This is a genomic window from Paenibacillus lycopersici, assembly GCF_010119935.1.
GTDB lineage: Bacteria > Bacillota > Bacilli > Paenibacillales > Paenibacillaceae > Paenibacillus_Z > Paenibacillus_Z lycopersici.
Genome location: NZ_CP048209.1, coordinates 5,278,721 through 5,297,810, shown reverse-complemented (window position 1 = coordinate 5,297,810; position 19,090 = coordinate 5,278,721). Strand labels below are relative to the sequence as shown.

The window sequence follows — 19,090 nt, the reverse complement described above, 5'->3', positions numbered from 1 at the left end:
CATAGGAAGACGAGAACAGCCTCAGGGCTAGCGGGTCATGCGATCTGAGTTTGAAGGTCTATTTGTCCATGAAGTCCGTGCGGTCCGTCCAAATATCCACAATCGGGACGCGGTTCTCGATTCTGCGTCTGCTCTCCGCAATCCAGTCGATCAGCCATGGATTGCCTGAGCCGGAGAAGGTCTCGTCGCCGTCCCAATCGCGGAACGAACCGACGTAGACGATAAGCTCCCTGAGCCTCAGAAACAGCGGAATGCGGCGCAACCAATACGCGTCCAGGTCGTGCTCGAGCCGATACCCCTTCATAAAATGCGCCATGAACCGGCCGGCTTGTTCCTCCCGCAGCGCCATTCCGTCGTCTGCGTCGCCGAATACGTAAACCAAGTAATACAGCTGAATCGCAATGTCTTCGACAAACCAGCTGTACTGGGCCTCGTCAAAATCGAACAGCGTCACCGTCCCGCGCTCGTCCACCGTGAAATTGCCTACGCCGATATCGCCGTGGATGATCCCGTACGCCTGAGATGCGGTTGGCAAGGCGCGGATCGACTCGAACAGTTCCAGACAGCTTTCGCGAACGACGGTCTGTGAGGCGGGCAGCAGATCGAGATGCCGCAGGAACCAGTTCCGCTGCCAATCATGTCTCCGGACCGCATGTTTCGGAGGCGAGTACGTTCGAGCCAGCGCGTGCAGCTTGCCCGTCAGTCGGCCAAGCCGTTCGTAGAGGCTATTGTCCTGCAGACATTCCGGGTAATGGACTTGCCGTCCCGGGGCCTTCTCGAACGAAACGCAGACGTAATCGCCTTGCGCGGTTCGAATGACTTCGGTCCAGCCGCCGTTGATGGCGGGGATCGGTGCCGACACCGGGATCTCGTTGCTGGCAAGATAAACGATCCAATCCAGCTCGCTCCGGACGAGCGATTCCGAGCGGTTGGCGCATGGCGTTAATCGCAGGATATAGTCGCGGCCGCCATGCGCATACGCATAGACGAGATTTTGCGAACCGCCGATGAACGCGGCTTGGCCGTCGGCGGAATCATGATGGTACAAGCGCATCGCGCTTTGCAGCGTTTCTGGCGAGAGCGGCGAAATAAGCATAGCAAAAAGCCTCCGTTTCATGAGTTGATGACAACGCAAATAATCCCGGCGGGGATCGATCCGAAATTTGCGGTTTAATTCCTCAACTTAATGAAATTCGGGCCTGGTGACATACAGATGCCTCTTTTCTAGCGTGAATACGCGCGTATGCGTTCTTATCGATCTTATCCAAATCATGGGAGGGGTGTCAATCCATCGTCATCATGGCTCGAATAAGCCGAGAACGTCCCGATTATCGTGCACGAGAAGCATCTTGTCCGCATACGCCCAGTTTCGGAGCAGATGGGGCAGCTTCGTCTCGTTATAATCGCGATTCCAGGCAAGCAGGTTGACAATGCCCTCGTACGTCTCGCGCTTCTTGCCCGGCACGGCGCCCGAGACGCGTTCCTCGTAGCGCTTCCAGATGCGCTCTTCCTGGACGTGAAGCGGCGTCATCAGCACGATGATGCGGTCGGAGGCGGCAAAGCTCGGCTCTGCCCACGAGCGGTATACCCCTTCGACGATCCATGCGTCGCGGCCGACGATGTCCAGCAGCCGGCGGTCCCGCTCGGCTTCGGGCGCCTTGACGCCGTACTCGTCCGATCGGGGATCCCAATGAATGTCGTCCAAGTCGTAATGCGCGATGCCCAGTTTCTCGCCAAGCAGCGCCGCGCAGTAGGACTTGCCGCTGCCGGAGCCGCCGATAATATGAATTCGGATCGCTACCACCTCTTTCTTCGCGTCTACGGGTATGTATTCGTTTCGGAGCCTCCATATCCTTCCTGCGTGCTGCCGTGCCCGCAGCCCCGCGCCTGCCGTCTTACCCGCCCATAACGAAAAAAGCTTTCCGGCCGCCGCGAACGACGGATTGGAAAGCTTTTTTTGATGCACTGCCAGCCATCTTAGCCTGTCTTATTGAAAGCCCTGCCTGGAAGCTATTGAAAGCCTCGCTTGGTGCCGTTCGTCAAGACCGGCAGGCTTTTGATGTCGCTCGTCATGCTGGAATGGCAGATCGGGCAGCTCGGGTGCTCCCCGAACGAGAAATCGCTTCGCATCCAACACGTGCAGCTGTCGTTCGTACATGTCCAGATCGGCGTGTCTTCTTCCGGAATCGGCTCCGCCTGCTTCTTAGAGAAATGAATGATCAAGCCCTCCTTCGCTCACTTTGAAACACGGCAAACGCCGCCGCAAGCACGGCGCCGGCGTTTCGATTGCCTCTTTTAATATGTGATCGCGCGACCGGAAATATACTGGTTTTTTTGAAAATATCCCCGTCCCCCGCATCATGCCGCCCAGCGGATCCGAACATGGGCGCAGGCCGCGCGGGCGTACGTTCGCCTTGGGGGGTCATCAGCCAATTTTGCTTCCCGCGCGGACAAGTGACCAAGAGCCTTGCCTGTCATTCGCATATAAATGGTGACAGAAGAAACGATGACTCCAGAGGTGGGACTGTGCAGACAAAGGGACAAACGAACGCCAAGGCGTCAGCGGCGGGATTCGCTTCAGGTTACGAGAACGGTTTGCGGGACGGCGCCTGCGAGTATTTGTACCGGCATTTGCAGCCGGCCGCGCCGCCGAGGAAGGATTGCCGCATCTTATACATCCCGCAGGGCTTCGAGGGCATCGATCAAGGCGTGATCGAGGCGCTGCGGCTGACCGTCCGCGACGTCTACGTGGCGGACCCTGCGCGGATGGCGGAACAGGCCGCGCTTATCCGGCCGGATTGGGTGCTGGTCCTGAACGGGCTGCATGTCTTCCCGGCCAACCATTTGGAACAGGTCGACGCCGTTCGTTCGCTTGGGATACGGACGGCTATTTGGTTTGCCGACGATCCTTACGTCACGGCGGACACGATGTACATCGCGCCGCGCTACGACGTCGTGCTGACGCATGAGCTGAGCACGATTCCGATGTACCGGGAGCGGGGCTGCGCCGAGGTGATTTATATGCCGCTGGCCGTCGACCACGGCCGCTTCAAGCCGATGACGGTCGAGGAACGGTACCGCAGCGACGTCTGCTTCATCGGCCAGGCGTTCTGGAACCGCGTGGAGATGTTCGACGCGCTCGCGCCGTTTCTCAAGAACCGCAAAGTGTTTATCGCCGGCGGGCTGTGGGACCGAATGAAGCATTACAAAACGATGCAGCGGTTCATCCGGCTCGGCTGGCTGCCTGTCGACGAATCGATCAAATATTACAACGGCGCCCGCATCGTCATCAATTTGCACCGGACGACCGAGGTGGGCCAAGACAACAAGAACGTGCTGAACCTGCCGGGGCGTTCCATCAACCCGCGCACGTACGAAATCTCGGCCTGCGGCACGCTGCAGCTGACGGACTGCCGCGAGGACCTGCCGAACTATTACACGCCCGGATCGGATATCGAGACGTATGCCGACGCGGGCGAGCTGAGGTCGAAGCTGGAGCATTACCTGAGCCACGAGGATGACCGAAGAACGATCGCGCTTCGCGGGTTGAAGCGAACGCTGACCGAGCATACGTACGTGCGCCGGCTGCAGCAGATCGCGGAGGTGCTGCAATGGTAACGCGCGCGGGCTTGCCGCCCGTCAGGACGAACCAAGAAAGGAGCAGGGCCATGAAACCAACGCGGATAAGACGAGGACGGCGAGGCAGAGCCGTCCGCGACGCAGGCGTCAATCGGGGCAGAACGGCAGGATTCCGGCTCGGCTGGGAGCACGGCCATTGGTTCGGCCGCTGCGAAGCCGCGCTGCAGGCCGTCGCGCCGCCTTCGCCGCCCATGAAGCAGGTGCATGTCTTGTTCGTGGCGACCGGGAAGGGATTCCCGTATTCGCCGCTTGACGTTGCCATCGCGGACGCGTTACGCGGTCAAGTGGGGCAGTTGACCATCACGGATACGAAGCAGCCGGTCGCCGAGCTTGCGCTGCGGATTCGCCCGGACATCGTTCTCGTGCTGGACGGCCTGGAATTCAACGTCGGCCAAATCGACGCGATTCGGGCGGCAGGCATTCGTACGGCCATCTGGTTTACGGACGATCCGTATTACACCGACATCACCTCCAAGCTCGCGCCGCACTACGATGTCGTCTTCACGCTGGAGCTGGTCTGCGTGGAGTATTACCGCAATCTCGGCTGCCGGGACGTGCACTATATGCCCCTGGGGGCGGACCCCGCGTCCTTCCGGCCGCGCAATCCGGAGCGTTCGCAGCGCCACGAGATTTGCTTCATCGGCTCGGCGTATTGGAAGCGGGCCGAATTCTTCGATCAAGTAACCCCGTACCTCGCGTCCAAGGACACGCATATTTCCGGCATCTGGTGGGAGCGGCTGAAGCAGTTTCACCTGTTGTCCAAGAAAATCGAGCTCGGGCGCTGGATGGGGCCGGTCGAAACGGCGGCGATGTACAACGGCGCCAAAATCGTCATCAACATGCACCGCGCGCATGACGACGACACGTTCAACAACAACACGGCGGGCATTCCCGCGGTTTCGCCGAATCCCCGCACGTTCGAGATTTCCGGCTGCGCTACGCTGCAGCTGACGGACGTCCGGAACGACTTGGCTTCCTTCTATACGCCGGGCTATGACATCGTAACCTATTCGTCCCCGCAAGAAATGATAGAGAAGATCGACTATTATCTGAGCCACGAGGAAGAACGGCAGGCGATCGCGATGCGCGGCATGCTGCGGACAATGCGCGACCACACGTACGGCCGCCGGATCGAACAAATGCTGGGGCTGCTGTTTCCGGTATGAATGCCCGCAGGGGACGATCGTACGGCGAGGACGGACGGCATTTTGTACGTTTGCTGGCGGTTCAAGTGTCGTGCCGCCATAGCGGCCTCCCAAATACTATATAGAAACTAGGATGAAAGAGTAGAGAGCGAATAGGACGGAGGTGAGCGCCTGCTCGTGTATGCGCCGCATACGGGCGAGGCAGCCGATTGAAGCAAACCAAGCCGAAAATGCTGATCTTCTCGCATATCTGCAGTCCGCAGTACGTAACGGGTGCCGAGAAGCTGTTGTTGTTCATGGTCCGCGAGCTGCTCCCGATGTTCGCTTGCACGCTAATCGTGCCTCGCGAAGGCGTCATTGCCGGCAATGCGCGCAAGCTGGGCATTCCCGTCATCGTGCTGGATATCCCGCTGGTCGTTCCGCTCTACTTGGCGCTGCCGCATATGCACGACGAAATCGCGGAGAAGCAGCGGGAGTCGTCCTGGCCCGAATTGCTCCTGCTGCTAAGCCGCGAGCAGCCGAGCTGCATCCTCGTCAACACCTGCGTGCATCCGCTGCCGGCCATGGCGGCCAATGCGCTCGGCATTCCCGTCATCTGGTCGGCGATGGAGGCGCTGCGCGAGACGCCTTACCAATCGCTGGCGGTGTCGGTGATCGAGCAATACGCCGATTTCATCGTCGGCATCTCGGAGGCGACGCTCGCGCCGCTGCGCACGCCGGGGCTGATTCCGAAGACGTCGCTTATTCCGCCCTCGTGGTACCAGCAGGAGCTGCAGCCGGATAGCTGGCCGCAGCATCGCGCGAACAGGCGCAGCCATCTCGGCATCCAGGAGCAGGAGCGGCTGGTCGGCTACATTTCGTCGTCGATCTTCGAAGCCAAGGGGCTGGAGCATTTCATGCAGATGGCGGTGCGCGTCGCGCTGCTTCATCCGAAGGCGAAGTTCCTGATCGTCGGCAATCCCGTCGACGAGCCGTATTTCGAACGCTGCCTCGACATCGCGCGCGGCCCGGGACTGATGGATCGGTTCCGCTGGCTCCGGTTCGAGGAGCAGGTGGCGACGGTCTACCCGGCGATGGATCTGCTCGTCGTGCCGAGCCTGGCGGCGGAAGGGTTCGGGATGACGGCGCTGGAAGGGATGGCCTTCGGCAAAGCGACGGTCGTCTACGGCTCCGGCGGGCTTGCCGAGATCGGCCGGGCGACCGGCAACGAGAATTACGTGGCGCCGACCGGCGACGTCGAAGGGCTGATCGTCCGCGTATCGTCGCTGCTGAACGACGAGCAGGCGCTCCAGGCCGTCGGCGCGCGCAACGCGCGGCAGGCGCAAGCCGTCTTCGGCATCGCGGCTTACCGGGACCGGCTGCGCAAGTTCGCGGACATGGTGAAGGCGCAAGGCCATCGGCGGGCCAAAGTGTTCAAGGGCAGCGGACCCGCGGTGTATATGCCGGACCGGGGCGCGCTGCGGCCGTTCCGGACGATGGAGGCGCTGGCGGGCGCCGGCTGCCGGCCGGAGGATATCAGCAGCGTGCCGGACGCCTTCCTGGCCGCGTGGCCGGTCGGCGAACCGATCGGGGAGGAGGGATCCGCCCCGAGGCAAGCGCGCCGCAGACGCGGAAGACTGCGCAGCGGCATCCGTCGCGGCAAGCGGCGGCGCGGCGGCAAGGGGCGGCGCGCCAGAAGCATCAGAAGCGTCGGAAGCGGCGGAAGGAGGGCCGCCGGCGGCAGGAAGCGGCGCAGGAAGACGTCATAGCGTCGGCACGGCGCTCAGGAACGCCAATCATTCGAAGGGGGGACGAATCATGCGCGTCGTAACGATTTTGGGTACGCGCCCGGAAATTATCCGCTTAAGCCTGATCATCCAGAAGCTCGATGCGCTGGCCGAGAAGCATGTGCTCGTGCATACGGGACAGAACTTCTCGCCGTCCTTGTCGGACGTGTTCTTCCGGGAGCTCGGCCTGCGGCAGCCGGATGTGCTGCTGAAGGGCGCGAAGCAGACGCTCGGCGGCCAGCTGTCGGTCATGTTCGCGGAGACGGAGCGCGTGCTGACGGCGCACCAGCCGGACGTCGTGCTGCTGCTCGGCGACACGAACAGCGCGCTGTGCGCGATCATCGCCGAACGGATGGGCATTCCGGTCGTGCACATGGAGGCCGGCAACCGCTGCTATGATCTGTCGGTTCCGGAAGAGAAGAACCGCCGGATCATCGACGCGGTCTCGACGATCAACATGCCGTACACCTCGTACAGCAAAGGCAATCTGCTGCGAGAGGGCTTCCCGAGCAACCGGATCGTGCAGACGGGCAACCCGATCCACGAGGTAATCGCGCATTACAAGCCGCAGATCGATGCCAGCGGCGTGCTGGAACGGTTCGGCCTTGAAGCCGGCGGCTACGTGCTCGTCACGGCGCACCGCGCGGAGAACGTCGACGTGCCGGAGCGGCTGACGGGCATTCTGGAAGGGTTGAACCGCGTGGCTCGGCGCTTCGGCAAGCGCGTCATCTGCAGCGTGCATCCGCGCACGCGCTCGCGCATCGACGGCGGCTCGGTGCAGGTCGCGATGGACCCGCGCGTGGAGTTCTACGAGCCGATGGGGTTCTTCGACTTCGTGCGGCTGGAGCAGCACGCGCTGCTCGCGATTACGGACAGCGGGACGGTGCAGGAAGAATGCTGCCTGTTCGGCGTGCCGACGGTGACGATCCGGCAGACGACGGAACGGCCGGAGACGATCGACTGCGGCAGCAACGTCGTCTGCGGGCTGAACGCCGTGCGGATCGAGGAAGCGGCGGCGGTCATGACCGCGCTGCCTGCGGCGTGGGAATGTCCGGAGGGGTATTTGGCCAAAGACGTATCGGATAAAGTGGTTAAATTTGTGCTTGGAGGGAAATGGAATGTTTACTAATCAGCGCATACTGGTCACCGGGGGTACAGGGTCTTGGGGCTATGAATTGATTCGCCAGCTGCTGCCCCAGCAGCCCAAACAGATTATCGTGTTCTCCCGCAACGAATCCAGCCAGGTGGCGATGAGCCGTTCGTTCGAGGACCCGCGCCTCAGCTTCTGCATCGGGGACATCCGCGATAAAGAAGCGCTGATGCGCGCATGCGAGCGGGTGGATTACGTGTTTCATTTGGCGGCGCTCAAGCATGTGCCCGTATGCGAGGATCAGCCTTACGAAGCGTTGAAGACGAACGTCATCGGGACGCAGAACGTCATCGAGGCGGCCATCGCGAACGGCGTGAAGCGCGTCATCTACATTTCGACGGACAAAGCGGCGAACCCGTCCAACTTCTACGGCATGACGAAGGCGATCGGCGAGAAGCTGATCGTGTACGCGAACCTGTTGAACTCGAACACGAAATTCGTCTGCGTGCGCGGCGGCAACGTGCTCGGCACGAACGGCAGCGTCGTCCATCTGTTCATGAACCAGATCAAAACGAAGAAGCAGGTGCGCATCACCGACATGCATATGACGCGCTTCTTCCTGACGCTGCAGGATGCGATCACGCTGCTGTTCAAGGCGTCCGAGGAAAGCGTCGGCGGCGAAATCTTCGTCATGACGATGCCGACCTGCCGCATCATCGACCTGGCGGCCGTGCTGATGGAGGACATGGGCATCGACGCGGAAATGGTAGAGACCGGCATTCGTCCGGGCGAGAAGATCCACGAAATCCTGCTTACGGAGCATGAAAGCACGACGACGGTCGCGTACGACGACGAATACCTCGTCATCCTGCCGACGCTCGACATTCCGGGCCTGCGCATGCATTACAGCGCGTATCCGAAAGTCGACTTCGACAGCTACTGCTCCAGCGAGCTGCTGATGACGAAGGACGAAATCCGCGCGATGCTCGTGAGGGGCGGGTTTCTGTCATGAAGCTTCTTATTATCGGCGGCAACGGTATGGCGGGACATATGCTGATCCGGTATTTCCGGGAAGCTCATTCCGGGCACGAGGTCGTCTATACGACGCGCCGGACGGACGGGCAAGGCAGCCTGCCGCTCGACGCGTCGGATGCGGACGCGGTTCTGGAGCTGGTTCAGGAGGTTCGGCCTGACGTAATCGTCAATGCGGCCGGCGTCCTGAATCAGGACGCCGAGTCGTATCCGCTCTCCGCGTACAAGGTCAACGGCTTCCTGCCGCACTGGCTGCGTTACGCGGCGGATACGGTCGGCGCGCGCGTCATCCATATCAGCTCGGACTGCGTCTTCAGCGGTGCGCGCGGCGCGTATACGGAGTCCGACGAGCCGGACGGCACGTCGGTCTACGCCCGCTCCAAGGCGCTCGGCGAAATGCAATACGGCAAGCATCTGACGATCCGCACCTCGATCATCGGACCGGAAATTCGGCCGAACGGCATCGGGCTGCTGAAATGGTTCCTTGCGCAAAGCGGCACGGTCAAAGGGTACGCGAAAGTATACTGGAACGGCGTGACGACGCTCGAGCTGGCTAAAGCGACGGCGTTCGCCATCGACAATCCGCGCATCGGCGGTCTCGTCCATCTGACGGCGAGCGAGTCGGTGAGCAAGCATACGCTGCTGCTCCTCTTCGAGGCGGCGTTCGAAGTGGAAGGAGTACGGATCGTGCCGGACAACGAAATCGAGATCGACCGGACGCTCGTGTCGACGCGGCGCGACTGGAAATACAAGACGACGGGATACATTCCGATGCTCGACGAGCTGGCGCAGTGGATGAAGCGGGCATGAGCCGGCCGCGCCTGCTCGTCACAGGCGCGGGAGGTTTCTGCGGCGAGCATGCCTGCCGGCATTTCGCCGCGCGCGGCTGGCACGTGACGGCCGCGGTTCGCCGGCTCCCGGCCGCGGGCGCGGCGGCGGAGGCATGGATCGGTGGCGTCGATGCCGTCCTAGCCGGCGATCTGTCCTCGCGGAGCGAGACGGAAGCGCTGGTGGAACGCGCGGCGCCGGATTACGTGCTTCATCTCGCGGGCGCCAACGCCGTCGGCGCGTCCTGGAGCGATCCGGCGGCCGTGCTGCAAAGCAACGTGATGGGCACCGTCCATCTGCTCGAAGGCGTCCGGCGGCTCGGCAAGCCGTGCCGTGTGCTGGTCGCCGGCTCGATGCTGCGGTTCCCGCTTGCCGCGTCGGCGGGGACGACCGGCGCGGCCGGCGGAGCGGGAGCGGTTGAGGCAGGTGCCGGAGCGGCCGGTCAAGCGGGGACGCACGGAGCGCCCGGCGGAGCGGGAGCAGCAGAGGCCGGAGCAGCTGGTCAAGCGGGGATGCTTGGCGCGTGCGACGGAGCGGGAGTAGCAGAGGCCGGAGCTGCCGGCCCGCAGCCGCAGCATCCGTACAGCTTGAGCAAGACGATGCAGGTACTCGTCGCGCAGAGCTGGGCGTCGCTGTTCGGGATGGAGATCATCGTCGCAGAGCCGTCCAATCTGATCGGTCCCGGCAGGTCGGGCGGCTTGTGCGGCCTGCTCGCGCGTTATGCCGCGGGCGCCGAACGCGCGGCTGCGGACGGCGCACCGGCACCGGCGCCGTTCCGCTTCTCCTCGCGGAGCGAGCAGCGCGACCTACTGGACGTCCGCGATGCGATCGCCGCTTACGAGGCGCTGCTCCTGGCCGGCGAAAGCGGCCGCGTCTATCCCGTGGCGTCCGGCATTATGCGGACGCTGGAGGAAATCGCCGACGCTTTCGGCGCGCTCGCGCTGCACCCGTTGCGCTGGGAGTTCGGCGATTCGGACGCGGCATCGCCAGCGCCTGCGGACATTAGCGCCGCGCTTGCGCTCGGTTGGTCGCCGCGCCATGCGCTGCGAGAATCGCTGCAGGATGCGCTGAACGCCGCGCGCCATGCGAATCCGTAACCGTACCCAACCCCATATCCATATCCATATCCATATCCGAGAGGCAGGAGGGGAGTATAATGACACTCGCTTCATCCAGACCGGTTGTCTCGATCGTCATTCCGTTCTATAACGATCCGTTCGTAACGGAAGCGATCGAGAGCGCCCTTGCGCAAACGTACCGCGACTTGGAAATCATCGTCGTCGATGATGGCTCGCAGACGCATCAGGACTTGCTTCATCGGTACGAGGGCCGCGTTCATTACATCGGCAAGTCGAACGGGGGCACGGCGAGCGCCTTGAACACCGGGTTCCGGCTGGCCAGCGGCAAATACGTCGCCTGGCTCAGCTCCGACGACCGCTTCTACCCGGACAAAATCAAACGCCAAGTCGACGCGATGGAGCGAACGAACACGATGATCAGCCATACCGGCTTCGACGTGATCGACGGGCGCGGCAAAATGACGGCCTTCGACATCATCCCGCCGGACGTCGTCTCCGGTGATTTCTACCGGGCGTTTCAGAAAAGCAACCCCGTGAACGGTTCGACGGTGGTCATGGCGAAGGAGCTGTTCCGTATCATCGGCGGGTTCGACGAAACGAAGCGGTATACGCATGATTTGGATTATTGGTTCCGCGTGCTCCTGGCGGGAACGCCTTTCCTGCTCCTGCCTGAGCCGCTGTGCGCGTACCGCAGGCACGAGGAAATGGGAACCGTGAAGCACAAGGAAGCGATCGAGCTGGAGGTCAGAAGCACGTTCGCGAAATACGAAGCGCGCTGGAAGCTCTACTTGAAGTCGCTTGGGCTCATTGCCCGGGACAAGGACGACGCGAAGAAGAAGCCGGAGTCCGCGAAGCGCCGCTGACAAGAAGACCGGGCACCGCATGAAGCGATGTCCGGTTTTCTTGTCGAAATGGTTGGGTCTGCTGCGTAATTCGCGGACACTGGCCCTTGGGCTGCGAGTATGGTAGGCAGAAAGCAAGGGAGGTAAGAAGGCAAGCAGGCAGATTCGGACAGAGGATCCGTTATTTTTTCTAAATCGGCAGGTTTGGAAGAGCGGCCGGACAGAGGATCCGTTATTCACCTCGAACAATGCCGAAAGCATGTCTTTTTGACATCATAGCGGATCTCCTGTCCATAAACGCTCGTAAAATCGTAAATTCGGATAAATAGTGGATCTCTTGTCCGCCGCGCTGGTAGCAGCGATCCGACAGGGATTAAGGGGCTGCATGACAAGAGGAAACCGGGTTAACCGCCTGTTAGCGGCTAAGCAGGATAAGCTGGCGGGACTTCCGGTATAAACAGGTTCAGGCTTGGATACATATCCGACCCTTGCACCGTATGCCAAGCCAGCCCGCCGCCGAAGCGGCCGAGCAGCCCGCCGCCGAAGCGGCCGAGCGCCCGCCGCCGAAGCGGCCGAGCCAGGCCCGCCGCCGAATCGGCCAAGCCAGGCCCGCCGCCGAATCGGCCAAGCCAGCTCGCCGCCGGAGCGGCGCCGCGACATAAACAGACTTACGCGAACAAGCTGATCAAGTTGCCGTCCGGATCGGCGATAATGGCGTAGCGCTGGCCCCAGAACGCGTCCCATGGCTCGCGGCGGCCTTCGTACCCGTTCTCGGTGATTTTCCGGTACAGCTCGTCCAGTTCTGCGGCGCTGCCGCAAAGGAAAGCCAGCTCGATCCGGTGCCCGGACGGCGCTTCCCAGGCGCCGTACACGTCTCGGGCGACTTCGACGGTGTCGAAGGCGATGCGGACGCCGTCGTGCTTGATTTCCACATGCGGACGATCGTTCTCCTCCTCGGGAATATCGAAGCCGAGCACGCGATAGAAGTCGAGCGCGCGCTTCATGTCCGCGACGACGATGCCGACCATATCCAGTTTGATGGCCATGTCCATAACCACTCCTTTCGTTTGCCGATAGTATAGCACATATTTTTCCAGATTCCCGGGTTTTCGCGGCTCCGGCTTCTTTTCAAAAGCATGCGCCGGCAGTACAATGATAGTCTAGGAACGAATGTTTGGAGCCGCGGCCTGTGCCGCCGGCTCGTCGGAGGTGTCGGGACGGAGATGGATGCTGCTGCGCCGTTCGCGTTCAAGGCCGGCGATTATCCGGAGAAGCCGGGCTGCTACTTGATGCGGGACGCATCCGGACTGCTGCTGTACGTCGGCAAGTCGAAGAAGCTGCGAAGCCGGCTGCGCTCGTATTTCACGGGGCGCCACGACCGCAAGCGAATCAGCGAGCTCGTCGCGCGGATTGCGAGCATCGAGGTCATTCTCGTCAACAATGAGACGGAGAGCTTGCTGCTGGAGAACAATTTGATCAAAATCCACAAGCCGCCCTATAATCGAGCGCTCAAGAAGGATAACAGCGGGTATGCGTATTTGGAGCTGACGGGGGAGCGCATTCCGCGGCTGACGGTTCATTACCGGGACCGGCGGGCGCCGGAAGCGGGCCAGGCGGAGGCAGCCGCGGCCGATGGAAGCGATGCGGAGCAGCCGCAAGGCGGGCGGAAGGCAGCGGGGAAGCGGGAAGCGAGCCGAGCGGCCGCGAAGGGCGTCGCGAAAGCGGCGGCCTGCGAGCCGAAGCGGTTCGGCCCGTTCCAGAACGCCAGATTCCGCACGGAGCTGCTGGAGTTTCTGGCGGACCATTATAAGCTTCGTTCGTGCGCGGTGCTGCCGAAACGCGCTTGCCTGCTCTACCATATCGGCAGATGCAGCGGCATCTGCGAAGGCCACATCACCGAGGAAGCGTATGCGGAGGACGCGAAGCGGCTGAGCGAGCTGCTGTTCGGCGGCACGAAGGATGCGCTGATCGCGCGCATGTACAGCCAGATGACCCTGTACGCGGAGCAGCTGAAATTCGAGAAGGCCCAGAACATGCTGGAGCATATCCGCATTTTGGAGAAGACGCCGGAGCGCCAGATCGTCGACCGGGAAACGAATCTGAACCAGGAAGTGCTCTATTTCGGCAGCGAAGGCGTCATGATCGCGAAGGTGCAGCAGGGCATGCTGCGTGATTTCCAGCTTCACGAGCTGGAGCGGGGATTCGCGGAGACGGCCTGCGACCGGTTCCTCATCCAGCGGTACAGGACGGAGACGAAGCCGGACGAGCTGATCGTCAATCGTATCGCGGACCCCTCCGCGGTGCGCAGGGCGTTGCGCCGTCCGGGCGAAGGACAAGCCCCCGGCCTGCGCATTACGCAGCCGAAACGCGGCTTGAAGCACGAGCTGCTGCAGCTGTGCAGGCAGAACTACGAGTACCGCAAGGGCAGCGAATGAAGAAGCTGGCCTTAAGCGGCTTCGGCAGCTTCGGCGGCTTGGTGAACGAGCTGCCGAATGCTAGTGTGGTAGGATAAATACGCTTATTCAGGAGGAAACCCGATGAACCCGGTGCTGCTTGATATTCCGACGCAATTCGAAACGGAGCGGCTGCTCATCCGCGTCCCCCGTCCCGGGGACGGACGCGTCGTATGCGAAGCGATGAAGGCTTCGCTGAAAGAACTGCAGCCCTGGCTGCCATTTGCCCAGCAGGAGCCGGTCGAGGAGGAAGTAGAGGCGAATTTGCGCAACGCGTACGCCAGATTCGTACAGCGGGAAGACATGCGGCTGCTCATCTTCGATAAGGCGAGCGGCCAATTCGTCGGCTCTTCCGGCTTGCACAATCCGAATTGGAACGTGCGCAAGTTCGAGATCGGCTACTGGATCGATACGCGGCAGAGCGGCAAGGGCTACATGACGGAAGCGGTGCAGGGCATTACGGTGTTCGCGTTCACGGAACTGCTCGCGCGGCGGGTGGAGATTCGCGTCGACGCCTTGAACGAGCGCAGCCAGGCCATTCCGATGCGGCTCGGTTACTGGCATGAGGGCACGCTTCGCAACGAGGACCTGTCGGCGGACGGGTCGCGGGTTCGGGATACGTATATTTTCGCGATGATTCCCTAACGGTGAATCGGAAGAGAGGCGGGGGGAAGGCCATGGGGGAGGAAAATACGGTACCGCGCGATTCGGCGGAAGCGGCAGGCGCAGCGAGCTTCGTCATCCGGCCGGCGGAGGCGGATGAGATCCCGATCGTTCACCGGGTCATGCGCGAGGCGTTCGAACAATTCCGGGACCGGATGGTCCCGCCTTCCGGCGCCCTGCTGGAGGAAGTCGCCGATATCGAAGCGAAGTTCCGGCGCGGCGGCGGCGCGCTGCTGGCCTGGCTCAATGGCGATGCGGCGGGCTCCGTGCAGGTGGATTTTGCCGCGGACTATATGTACATCGGCAGGCTTGCCGTTACGCCCCATGCGAGAGGAATGGGGATGGGGACGGCGCTCATGGAAGCGGCGGAGCGGGTCGCCGTCAGCCGCGGATATGCCGAGACGCGAATCGGCGTCCGCCTGTCGGTGCCGAAGAACGTCCCGTTCTACCTCGGCATGGGCTATGAAGCGATGTCGCAGGGCGAATACCCGGATCGCACGGATGCTTGGTACGTCATGCGCAAACGTTTGGACAGCGGGCTGCGATGAGCCGAAAGCAGCTCGTCCTGGATGCCGGGGGCGTCGTTATTACGAACCTGACCCTGTTCTGGACACTGATCGGCGAGGCGTCAGGCAGGCCTCATGCGGACGTCAAAGCGGCCTTCGCGGCCGAAATCCGCGACGGGTTCTGGAGCGGAAGCTTGCCGGAAGCGGACTTCTGGCGCTGGCTGGGCGGGTCCTGCCCCGGCTTGCCCGAGCGGGAGGCCAGGGAATGCCTGAGGCGCGCCATCCGGCCGTTGCCGGCGTTTCAATGCATCCCGGCGTGGAGCCGGCTGGCGGATGTTCATATTCTGAGCAACCACCGCGCGGAGTGGCTTTCGCCTTGTTTGGCGCCGATACGGCCTTATGTGCGGCATGTCGTCATTTCGAGCGAGGCGGGCGCCCTCAAGCCGTCCGATGCGATTTTCGAGCGGCTGCTTCGGAAGCTTGACCCGGCCGACCCCGTACTGTACGTCGACGACCAGCGCAAGAACGCCGCCGCCGCCGAACGGGCCGGATGGCATGGCCTGCTCGCGGATGAACGAGAGGCTTGGATCGATCGAGTGAACCGATGGCTGGCGCCGTGAGGCGGACAAACGGCAGCTGAACACGAAACCCGACAAGTAACCCCACATGAAGCCCGACATGGAGACTCCGGCATCAAGCGATTGGCATCAAGGACCGACATCAAGAAGCGGCAGGCTGGACAAGGAGCAGAGAACATGAATGAACCGGTGCTGAGAGACGTAGAGATAACTAACCCCGATTTGCTGCAGCTGATCGAACGGCTGGATGCGTATTTGTACGATTTGTATCCGCCGGTGGAAGTGTTCGTCGTCGATTTGGACGACCCCGGGCTGTCCGGTATTCATTTCGTCGTCGCTTACGTAGACGGGAAGCCCGCCGGCTGCGGCGCGATCAAGGAAATCGACGAGACGTCGACGGAGCTGAAACGGTTCTACGTCGATCCGGCGTATCGCAACCGGGGCATCGCCGGCCGGATCCTTCGGTATCTGGAAGAGAAGGCCAGGGCGCGCCGGTACGCGGCGATCCGCCTGGAAACGGGAGATCCGCAGGTCGAAGCGGTCGCGTTCTACAAGAAGAACGGTTACGCGGCGATCGAGCCGTTCGGCGAATACATCGCTTGTCCGTCGAGCGTATGTTTCGAGAAGCGGCTCTAAGGCGAGGATAGTTGAAGTAGAGAGAACCACACAGGAGGTCATTAACCATGGCTGGCATCGCAAAAAAAATAACCGATCTGATCGGAAATACGCCTATGCTGGAAATCGCGAATTTCAGCGAGAAGCAGGGGGCGCAGGCGACGATCGTCGCCAAACTGGAATATTTCAACCCGGCCGGCAGCGTGAAGGACCGCATCGGCTACGCGATGATCAAGGATGCGGAGGAGCGCGGGCTGCTGAAGCCGGACTCCGTCATCATCGAGCCGACGAGCGGCAATACGGGCGTCGGTCTTGCTTTCGCGGCCGCGGCGCTGGGCTACCGGCTTATCATCGTGCTGCCGGAGAGCTTCAGCATGGAGCGTCGGAAGCTGCTGACGGCGCTCGGCGCGGAGCTGATTCTGACGCCTGCGATCGAAGGCATGGCGGGGGCGATTAAGAAGGCCGAGCAGCTGGCGGCCGAAATTCCGCATTCGTTCATTCCGCAGCAGTTCGAGAATCCCGCGAACCCGGAGGTTCATAAACGGACGACGGCCGAGGAGATTTGGCGGGACACGGACGGCGCCGTCGATATATTCGTGGCCGGCGTCGGCACGGGCGGCACGATATCGGGCGTAGGCGAGGCGCTGAAGGCGAAGAAGCCGTCCGTCCACATCGTCGCGGTCGAGCCTTACGATTCGCAGGTGCTTGCCGGCGGCCAGAAGGGCAGCCATGCGATTCAGGGCATCGGCGCCGGCTTCGTGCCCGGCAATTTCAACCGCGACGTGGTCGACGAGATTCTGCCGGTTCACAACGAGGAAGCGATTGAAGCGGCGAAAGCGCTGGCCAAGACGGAAGGGCTGCTCGTCGGCATCTCTTCGGGAGCCGCGGCATGCGCGGCCGTCGCGTTGGCCAAACGCCCGGAGAACAAGGGCAAAACGATCGTCGTGCTGCTGCCGGATACGGGAGAGCGGTATTTGTCGACGGCGCTATTCGACTGACGACGTTTGTTGCTATAACGACTAAGAGAGCCAAATTGGCCGGAGCGGAGGCCGCGAGCGCAGTCCCATCCCGGCTGCAGGCCATCCCAAGCGAAACTCGTGTGTACCCTTCCGGAAGAGGAGCTGCGCGCTTGCTGACCAATCTGTGGATCGTGTTCGCCATGACGACGATCATTCACACGGCCGAGACGCTGTCGTATGCCGTTCGGCTTGCGGGCGTCCGGCTGAATAAGATCGCCGTCGCCTTGTCGTTGACCGGGATCATCGTGCTCGTCTCGCGGACGGCGAATATGGTGCAGGGGCCGATAGCGGCCAAGTTCGTCGATTACGGGCGGACGCATCCATCCTTCCCGATGCTGCATTATTTGCGCGTGACGCTGCTGGCTTCGTCGGTCGGCACGCTGATCGCGATTATACTGTTCCCGACCTGCGTGAGCCTGTTCGGCCGCATGATCTCAAAGCTGGAGGTCGCCGGTTCGGTGCCGAAAATGATTTCGAGCGTGACGATCGGCCAGCTCAAAAACACCCGGTATTACATTCGCATGCCCCGGCTGCGGCTCAGCCGCTTCCGGTACTTGGGCATCTCGAAGACGTTCATGGTGCTCAGCATGCTCGTCACGTCATTCTATACCGTCGGTGTGCTGGCCGCGCTCTATGCGGCGCATCTGTTCCCGCATGTCAGCACGACGGCCTCGCAAGCGTCCGGCATTATCAACGGCATCGCCACGATCCTCTTGACGATCTTCATCGATCCGCAGCTTGGCCTCATCACCGACAAGGCGCTCAGCAATGCGGAATACCGCACGAAGCTCGGCAAAATCTATGTTGTCCTCATGACGACCCGGTTCTTCGGTACGATGCTCGCGCAGCTGATTCTTTTGCCGGCCGCTTATGTAATCGGGTATTTCGTACAAATCATCTAGCTGGCGCAATGAACGATGATCCGCCGTGCTCCCCTTCCTGCGACGACGGCAGACGAAGGGCGGGGCGCGGCGGATTTGCGTTTATCCGGCACACGCGGTTAAGCCCGGCTGCAAGCGGCAGCCGGGCATGGATTAGCGGGTTATGGTGCATGGCGAAAGTCAGCGCATTGCGCCTGCGCCCGGATCGGGCGAAGCGTTCGCGGGTCACCCCGGAAGCTGGGCGATCAGCGAATCCATCAGCGTCGCATAGGTATGGTTGACGCGGCTGACTTCGTTCAAGATGGTGTCGAAATGCTGAACGGTACCCATTTGGGAATGGCGTCGATAGAGCGTCAGCGGCTCGTTGATATAATGAAAATCCACGCGCGACAAGAGCACGCGGATCCACAAATCGTAGTCATGGGTATACGGGAGTCCTTCGTTGAAGCCGCCGATCCCTTTATACAGCTCCCTGGTCATCATGATCGTGCAGCCGTTGACCGGGCAGCCGTGGCGGAAGGCGCTGATGAACGCTTTGGCCGACGGGTATTTGACGCCTGCGCCGTATTGCGTGATCGCGTTATGCTCGTTAATGACGTGGAAATCGGTATGGCTGATCCGCGCGCCCGTCTGCTCCATATAGGCGACCTGCTTCGCGATTTTGTCGGTGAGAAAACGATCGTCGGAGCTGAGCCAGGCGATGTATTTGCCGGATGCCAGGTTGAAGCCGTAGTTCAGGGCGCTGCCTGTGCCGCCGTTCGCTTTGCCGACATAGTACACGCGCGAGCGATATGGCGCGATTTTGTCCTGATGCCGGGTCGAACCGTCGTCGACGACGATGATTTCCACGTTCGGGTACGTCTGGTAAAGGGCACTCACAATCGCTTGATCGACGTAAGGATCGTTGTAGAACGGGATGATGATCGATACTTTTGGCAGCATGCTCGTGCACCT

At 61.7% G+C, this 19,090-nt stretch carries 20 protein-coding genes; 15 read left to right on the top strand and 5 right to left on the bottom strand.

Annotation, left to right across the window (positions count from 1 at the left end; genetic code table 11):
- Positions 1 to 58 precede the first annotated feature (58 nt).
- From GXP70_RS23275 to GXP70_RS23265, 3 genes are all read right to left on the bottom strand, one after another.
- A complete protein-coding gene (locus tag GXP70_RS23275; RefSeq protein ID WP_162359037.1) occupies positions 59 to 1,096 on the bottom strand; it encodes a phosphotransferase enzyme family protein in 1,038 nt (345 codons plus the stop codon).
- Positions 1,097 to 1,297: 201 nt separating this feature from the next.
- On the bottom strand, positions 1,298 to 1,804 hold the full coding sequence (locus GXP70_RS23270) for a P-loop NTPase family protein (RefSeq protein ID WP_162359036.1): 507 nt from the start codon (positions 1,802 to 1,804) through the stop codon (positions 1,298 to 1,300).
- Between the two features lie 206 nt (positions 1,805 to 2,010).
- Complete coding sequence (locus GXP70_RS23265) at positions 2,011 to 2,223, bottom strand: cold-shock protein (RefSeq protein WP_404822282.1); 213 nt, start codon at positions 2,221 to 2,223, stop codon at positions 2,011 to 2,013.
- A 303-nt stretch (positions 2,224 to 2,526) separates the two neighbouring features.
- Between GXP70_RS23265 and GXP70_RS23260 the strand changes: the two genes are divergently transcribed.
- The 8 genes from GXP70_RS23260 to GXP70_RS23225 all read left to right on the top strand — a co-directional run bounded on the left by GXP70_RS23260 (position 2,527) and on the right by GXP70_RS23225 (position 11,442).
- Entirely contained in the window at positions 2,527 to 3,618 is a 1,092-nt protein-coding gene (locus tag GXP70_RS23260; RefSeq protein ID WP_225442529.1) for a CgeB family protein, read from the top strand.
- Between the two features lie 50 nt (positions 3,619 to 3,668).
- A complete protein-coding gene (locus tag GXP70_RS23255; RefSeq protein ID WP_162359034.1) occupies positions 3,669 to 4,805 on the top strand; it encodes a CgeB family protein in 1,137 nt (378 codons plus the stop codon).
- 188 nt (positions 4,806 to 4,993) lie between these two features.
- Positions 4,994 to 6,532, top strand: a complete 1,539-nt coding sequence (locus tag GXP70_RS23250; RefSeq protein ID WP_162359033.1) for a glycosyltransferase family 4 protein — start codon at positions 4,994 to 4,996, stop codon at positions 6,530 to 6,532.
- Between the two features lie 49 nt (positions 6,533 to 6,581).
- The gene (wecB, locus tag GXP70_RS23245) at positions 6,582 to 7,679 is read left to right on the top strand and encodes a non-hydrolyzing UDP-N-acetylglucosamine 2-epimerase (protein ID WP_162359032.1); all 1,098 of its coding nucleotides are present in this window, start codon (positions 6,582 to 6,584) and stop codon (positions 7,677 to 7,679) included.
- Positions 7,669 to 8,652, top strand: coding sequence for a polysaccharide biosynthesis protein (locus GXP70_RS23240; RefSeq protein ID WP_162359031.1), 984 nt, complete (start codon positions 7,669 to 7,671; stop codon positions 8,650 to 8,652). Before wecB ends, GXP70_RS23240 begins: the two co-directional genes overlap by 11 nt.
- Positions 8,649 to 9,482 (top strand): dTDP-4-dehydrorhamnose reductase family protein, encoded by an 834-nt coding sequence (locus GXP70_RS23235; RefSeq protein ID WP_162359030.1) that lies wholly within the window; start codon positions 8,649 to 8,651, stop codon positions 9,480 to 9,482. Before GXP70_RS23240 ends, GXP70_RS23235 begins: the two co-directional genes overlap by 4 nt.
- Entirely contained in the window at positions 9,479 to 10,597 is a 1,119-nt protein-coding gene (locus GXP70_RS23230; protein WP_162359029.1) for an NAD-dependent epimerase/dehydratase family protein, read from the top strand. The genes GXP70_RS23235 and GXP70_RS23230 overlap by 4 nt, the downstream gene beginning before the upstream one ends.
- A 59-nt stretch (positions 10,598 to 10,656) precedes the next feature.
- Complete coding sequence (locus GXP70_RS23225) at positions 10,657 to 11,442, top strand: glycosyltransferase (protein ID WP_162359028.1); 786 nt, start codon at positions 10,657 to 10,659, stop codon at positions 11,440 to 11,442.
- 647 nt (positions 11,443 to 12,089) lie between these two features.
- On the opposite strand, the gene GXP70_RS23220 is transcribed toward GXP70_RS23225, so the two are convergent.
- Positions 12,090 to 12,467, bottom strand: a complete 378-nt coding sequence (locus tag GXP70_RS23220; protein WP_162359027.1) for a VOC family protein — start codon at positions 12,465 to 12,467, stop codon at positions 12,090 to 12,092.
- Between the two features lie 177 nt (positions 12,468 to 12,644).
- On the opposite strand from GXP70_RS23220, the gene GXP70_RS23215 reads away from it, so the two are divergent.
- From GXP70_RS23215 to GXP70_RS23185, 7 genes are all read left to right on the top strand, one after another.
- Positions 12,645 to 13,856 (top strand): GIY-YIG nuclease family protein, encoded by a 1,212-nt coding sequence (locus tag GXP70_RS23215; protein ID WP_162359026.1) that lies wholly within the window; start codon positions 12,645 to 12,647, stop codon positions 13,854 to 13,856.
- A gap of 102 nt (positions 13,857 to 13,958) precedes the next feature.
- Entirely contained in the window at positions 13,959 to 14,519 is a 561-nt protein-coding gene (locus tag GXP70_RS23210) for a GNAT family N-acetyltransferase (RefSeq protein ID WP_162359025.1), read from the top strand.
- 32 nt (positions 14,520 to 14,551) lie between these two features.
- Positions 14,552 to 15,085 carry a GNAT family N-acetyltransferase gene (locus tag GXP70_RS23205; RefSeq protein WP_162359024.1) on the top strand — a complete coding sequence of 178 codons (534 nt, stop codon included), beginning with the start codon at positions 14,552 to 14,554 and terminating at the stop codon, positions 15,083 to 15,085.
- On the top strand, positions 15,082 to 15,663 hold the full coding sequence (locus GXP70_RS23200) for an HAD family hydrolase (RefSeq protein WP_162359023.1): 582 nt from the start codon (positions 15,082 to 15,084) through the stop codon (positions 15,661 to 15,663). The genes GXP70_RS23205 and GXP70_RS23200 overlap by 4 nt, the downstream gene beginning before the upstream one ends.
- A 135-nt stretch (positions 15,664 to 15,798) precedes the next feature.
- A complete protein-coding gene (locus GXP70_RS23195; protein ID WP_162359022.1) occupies positions 15,799 to 16,257 on the top strand; it encodes a GNAT family N-acetyltransferase in 459 nt (152 codons plus the stop codon).
- Between the two features lie 47 nt (positions 16,258 to 16,304).
- Positions 16,305 to 17,234 carry a cysteine synthase A gene (gene cysK / locus GXP70_RS23190; RefSeq protein WP_162359021.1) on the top strand — a complete coding sequence of 310 codons (930 nt, stop codon included), beginning with the start codon at positions 16,305 to 16,307 and terminating at the stop codon, positions 17,232 to 17,234.
- Between the two features lie 131 nt (positions 17,235 to 17,365).
- The gene (locus GXP70_RS23185; RefSeq protein WP_162359020.1) at positions 17,366 to 18,157 is read left to right on the top strand and encodes a lipid II flippase Amj family protein; all 792 of its coding nucleotides are present in this window, start codon (positions 17,366 to 17,368) and stop codon (positions 18,155 to 18,157) included.
- A gap of 204 nt (positions 18,158 to 18,361) precedes the next feature.
- On the opposite strand, the gene GXP70_RS23180 is transcribed toward GXP70_RS23185, so the two are convergent.
- Positions 18,362 to 19,078 carry a glycosyltransferase gene (locus tag GXP70_RS23180; protein WP_162359019.1) on the bottom strand — a complete coding sequence of 239 codons (717 nt, stop codon included), beginning with the start codon at positions 19,076 to 19,078 and terminating at the stop codon, positions 18,362 to 18,364.
- Positions 19,079 to 19,090: the final 12 nt, after the last annotated feature.